Below are 4,273 nucleotides of genomic sequence, written 5' to 3' on the forward strand. Positions count from 1 at the left end.
AGCCGCGCTCGACGCCGCGCAAGCCGCGTTTGCGGATTGGGCGAGCCGCTCGCCCCGGCAGCGATCGGAAACGCTGCGCAAGATCTTCGACCTGATGACCGCGCGGCTGCAAGACATCGCCCGTCTGATCACGCTCGAAAACGGCAAAGCGAGCGCGGACGCGGTAGGCGAGGCGGTCTACGCGGCCGAGTTCTTTCGCTGGTTCGCGGAAGAAGCCGTGCGCGCCGATGGGCTCGTCGTCCGCGCTCCCGCCTCCGGCGCCCGGATCCTGGTCCAATACAAGCCCGCCGGCATCGCTGCGCTGGTGACGCCGTGGAACTTCCCGGCCGCAATGGGCACACGCAAGATTGCGCCCGCTCTCGCCGCCGGCTGTCCCGTCATCATCAAGCCGGCCTCCGCGACACCGCTCACCATGCTGGAACTGATGCCGTTGTTTGAAGAGGCGGGCGTGCCGAAGGGCCTCGTCAACGTGTTGCCGTCGAAGAAATCCGGCGCGCTGATCGATCGCCTGCTCCGTGATCCCCGCGTGCGGGTGATCAGCTTCACAGGTTCGACCGAGGTCGGGCGCAAGCTGCTGCGTTCGGCCGCCGACTGTGTCGTTACGCCGGCGATGGAGCTCGGCGGCAACGCGCCGGTGATCGTTTTCGAAGACGCCGACATCGAGACGGCGGTCGAAGGGTCCATGGTGGCCAAGATGCGCAACATGGGCGAGGCCTGCACGGCGGCCAATCGTTTCTACGTGCATGAGAGCGTGGCCGAGGACTTCACCGTTCGGCTGACGAAGAAGATGGCCGCGCTCAAGATGGGCGGCGGTCTCGAGCACGGCGTGGACGTCGGCCCGCTCGTCAACGCCGAAACGCGCGTCAAGGTGTCCGCGCTTGTCGACGACGCGGTCGCCAAAGGCGCGGAACTGCGGCTTGGCGGGGCAATCCCCAACCGGAAAGGCTTCTTCTACCCGCCGACTGTTCTGACACGCGTGCCAGCCAACGCCGCTTGCGTGCGGGAGGAAATCTTTGGGCCGGTCGCGGCCATTCAAACTTTCCACGATCAGGAGGAAGTGATTGCGCGCGCGAACGACACGGAATATGGCCTCGCGGCCTATGTCTTCACGCGAGATATGAATCGCGGGATGCGGGTTTGCGAGCGGCTCGACTTCGGCATGGTCGGCCTCAACCGCGGTCTGGTGTCCGATCCGGCCGCCCCGTTCGGCGGCATGAAGCAGTCGGGTCTGGGCCGCGAGGGCGGACACGAAGGGATGTTCGAGTTCATGGAGACTCAATACATCTCGACGAGTTGGTGAGGTCCGTCATGAACCCCTTCGCGAGCCCCGCCGTGCGTGCGCAAGCGCGTCGCGCTGGAGCCGATCTCGCCGCAGTAGCGGCCGCGGCCGGCCGCGGCGCCCTGACGCGGGAAGACGTGGATCGGCACGCGTCGAATTCGCCCGGAGCGCCGCCCCAGCAGAATCACCTTCGCTTCTGGGACGTTGACCACACGCGATGGGGCCCGGTGACCCGCGAACCGATGCCGCGGTTGGCGCGCGTCGCTGCCGCCAATTTGTCTGCCGCGCAGGCCCTCATACCGCAGGTGACCAATCATGGCCGAGCAGATATGCGCCGTATCGAGACGTTCCGAACGGCGCTGCAGGGCGAGGCGGCCGCCCGCGGCGTCAAACTCACGGCCCTTGCTTTTCATGTTAAAGCGCTGGCGCGGTGTCTTGCCGAATTCCCCCGCTTCAACGCGTCGCTGAGCGCCGATGGTGAGACCGTTGTCATCAATCATTACGTGCATGTCGGGGTGGCCGTGGACACGCCGTACGGGCTCGTCGTGCCGGCGGTCCGGGACGCCGACCGGAAAGGCCTCTGGCGCATCGCCGGCGAAATTGTGGATCTGGCGTCCCGCGCGCAAGATCGCAATTTGCGTCCGGGGGATCTCGGAGGCGCGTCGATGTCGATCTCCAACCTCGGTGGCATCCGGAGCGGCGAATTCACGCCGCTCGTCAATCCGCCCGAGGTCGCGATCATGGGTCTGAGCCGCGCCGAGATCGTTCCGATCTGGGAGGATGGCGTCTGGTCGCCCGTCCTGACCGTCCCGCTCAGCCTGTCCTGGGATCACCGAGTCGTGACCGGCGCCGATGCGGCGCGATTTCTTACCCGCTACGAGGCGCTTGTCGCCGACCCGCGCCGCATCATCATTTAAAAACCGCTGTTTAGACGGACAAGTGGAGCCGAGGCCCGAAAGGTATCGAAGCCGATGCGGACGCGAACCGAGATCGGCGGCGAGGCGCTGGACCATTGCGCGCCAGCCGCGCGGCCTCCAATAGATCTCTTTGACCCAGCCGCGGCTTCGGAAGAAATGCGTGCTGAGAGGGATGGCGCGCCCCAATCAGAAGAACCCGCGTGATGGCCATCGATTTCGAACAGCGTCAGGCGTTTTCGATCGTATGGATGTGCACTGGCGTAATTGTCGGAGGCCCGTCTCCCTCCAGTCGTCCGGTCAGTCGAGCCATCGTTTCGACCGCTGTGCGCACTTCGAATTCCGGGTTCTGGTCGATGATCGCGTCGATCAGGCCTTGGCGCAAAAGGTCGCGGCGGTCGGGCGTCAGTTCGTGCGTAATGAACACCGCGTCCTCGCGTTTGAGCGCCTTCAGCGCCGCCACGACGGCTTCCGCGCCGGACGAGATGCTGTAGATTCCGCGGAGCCCCGCGTTTGCCGATAGGGCGTCGCGCGTCAATTCGCCTGCGCGCTCGGCCCGTTCACCGCTCTCCAGGACCAAGGCGACCCGGCAGTTCGGATGCCGCTCTCGCAACACCGAGCGAAAGCCCATTTCGCGCTCTTCATTGCCGATCAGCGACAAGAGGCCTGCGATCATGGCGACGTCGCCGCCATTCGGCCCGAGGAATCGTCCCATCAGTTCGCCGGCGACGCGACCCGCGCGGCGGTCGTCGGGGCCAACATAAGCGTGGCGCCCGCAATTGCGAACGTCAGTCGCCAGCGTCACCACCGGTATGACAGCCGAGACAGCGCGGATTGCATCGGCGACGGCGTCGCTCTGCGGCACGGTCAGAATCAGCCCGTCGTGTCTCGCACCGAGGTCGCGGATTTTTTGCGGCAACTGGGATGGCTTGCGCGCATCGAAATGGTGGATGAAAACCTGCAGGTTCAGGTCAGGGTAGGCGCGCGACGCGGCCTCGAACGCGCGCTGCACCTCGGCGTAGAAGGGATTTTCCGGCGGCTGAAACAGCGCGGCGATGCGCAGTGCGCGCACCGGACGATGGCTTAGCGCCCGGTCGAGCTTGAGCCTGCGCGCCCATTCGATCACGCGCTTTTCCTTGTCGGGAGCGACTCCGCCGCGGCCGTTGAGCACCCGGTCCACGGTGGAAAGTGAAACCCGCGCCGCTTCCGCAACGTCGCGCGTCCGCGTCTTGCGCGCCATCCTGTCCTCCGCGTCTGAAGAAATCTCTTCAAGAATGCCGTTTTCTGAGGGTTAGCGCGCGGATAGCCTCGGGCGCAATGCCAAGGGAGGAAAGCCGATGACCAGTCCCCTCGATATTCTGCCGGCCGGCGTGCGGCTTGGCGTCAGCCCTCTGTCCTGGGCCAACGACATTCTCGGAGATCTGGGCGCGAACATCCCGCTCGAGACCTGCCTCGCCGAGGCGTCGGAGGTCGGATACGCCGGCGTCGAACTGGGCCGCAAATTTCCGCGCGACGCCGCGACGCTCGGGCCATTGCTGAATAGCTATGGCCTTGCTCTGGCCTCCGGCTGGCACTCGGGGCTGCTGGCCGAGAAGATGGTAGACGACGAGATGCAGGCCGTCGCCGACCACGCGCGGCTCCTGAAGGCGCTCGGCGCCTCGGCGATGGTCTACGGCGAATGCGCGATGATGGCGCCGGGCTTGCCACTCGATGCGCCGCTGTCCGACCGCCCCATCATGCCGGAGTCGGAGGTCGCCGCCTATGCCGACCGCCTCACCGAATTCGCGCTAGCGCTGAAAGGCGAGTACGGCCTGACGCTCGCCTATCACCACCATCTGATGATGGTCGCCGAAACCTTCGACGAAGTATCGCGGCTATTCGATGCGACCGGGCGCGCGGTTGGACTCCTCCTCGACACCGGCCATGCCGACGCCGGCGGGTTCGACTACGCCAAGCTCATCGACCGCTTCGGCGACCGCATCGTCCACATCCACCTCAAGGACGTGCGCGGGGAGGTGATGGCGGATGTGCGTGCGAAGGGGCGCAGCTTCAACGAAGGCGTGCGCGCCGGAATGTTCAC

The 4,273-nt window shown here is 65.8% G+C and carries 4 protein-coding genes; 3 read left to right on the plus strand and 1 reads right to left on the minus strand.

From position 1 onward, the window contains the following. Together ACLP25_RS19210 and ACLP25_RS19215 are read left to right on the plus strand one after the other, a co-directional pair. On the plus strand, positions 1 to 1,300 hold a 1,300-nt coding region (locus ACLP25_RS19210), incomplete at its 5' end, for an NAD-dependent succinate-semialdehyde dehydrogenase (RefSeq protein WP_442470762.1). Between the two features lie 8 nt (positions 1,301 to 1,308). Then, positions 1,309 to 2,196, plus strand: a complete 888-nt coding sequence (locus ACLP25_RS19215; protein ID WP_442470763.1) for a 2-oxo acid dehydrogenase subunit E2 — start codon at positions 1,309 to 1,311, stop codon at positions 2,194 to 2,196. 226 nt (positions 2,197 to 2,422) lie between these two features. Here the strand turns inward: ACLP25_RS19215 and ACLP25_RS19220 are convergent, their stop codons facing one another. Further along, positions 2,423 to 3,433 (minus strand): LacI family DNA-binding transcriptional regulator, encoded by a 1,011-nt coding sequence (locus ACLP25_RS19220; RefSeq protein WP_442470764.1) that lies wholly within the window; start codon positions 3,431 to 3,433, stop codon positions 2,423 to 2,425. A gap of 97 nt (positions 3,434 to 3,530) precedes the next feature. On the opposite strand from ACLP25_RS19220, the gene ACLP25_RS19225 reads away from it, so the two are divergent. Further along, on the plus strand, positions 3,531 to 4,273 hold a 743-nt coding region (locus ACLP25_RS19225), incomplete at its 3' end, for a TIM barrel protein (RefSeq protein WP_442470765.1).

Source organism: Roseiarcus sp. (genome assembly GCF_052145395.1).
GTDB lineage: Bacteria > Pseudomonadota > Alphaproteobacteria > Rhizobiales > Beijerinckiaceae > Roseiarcus.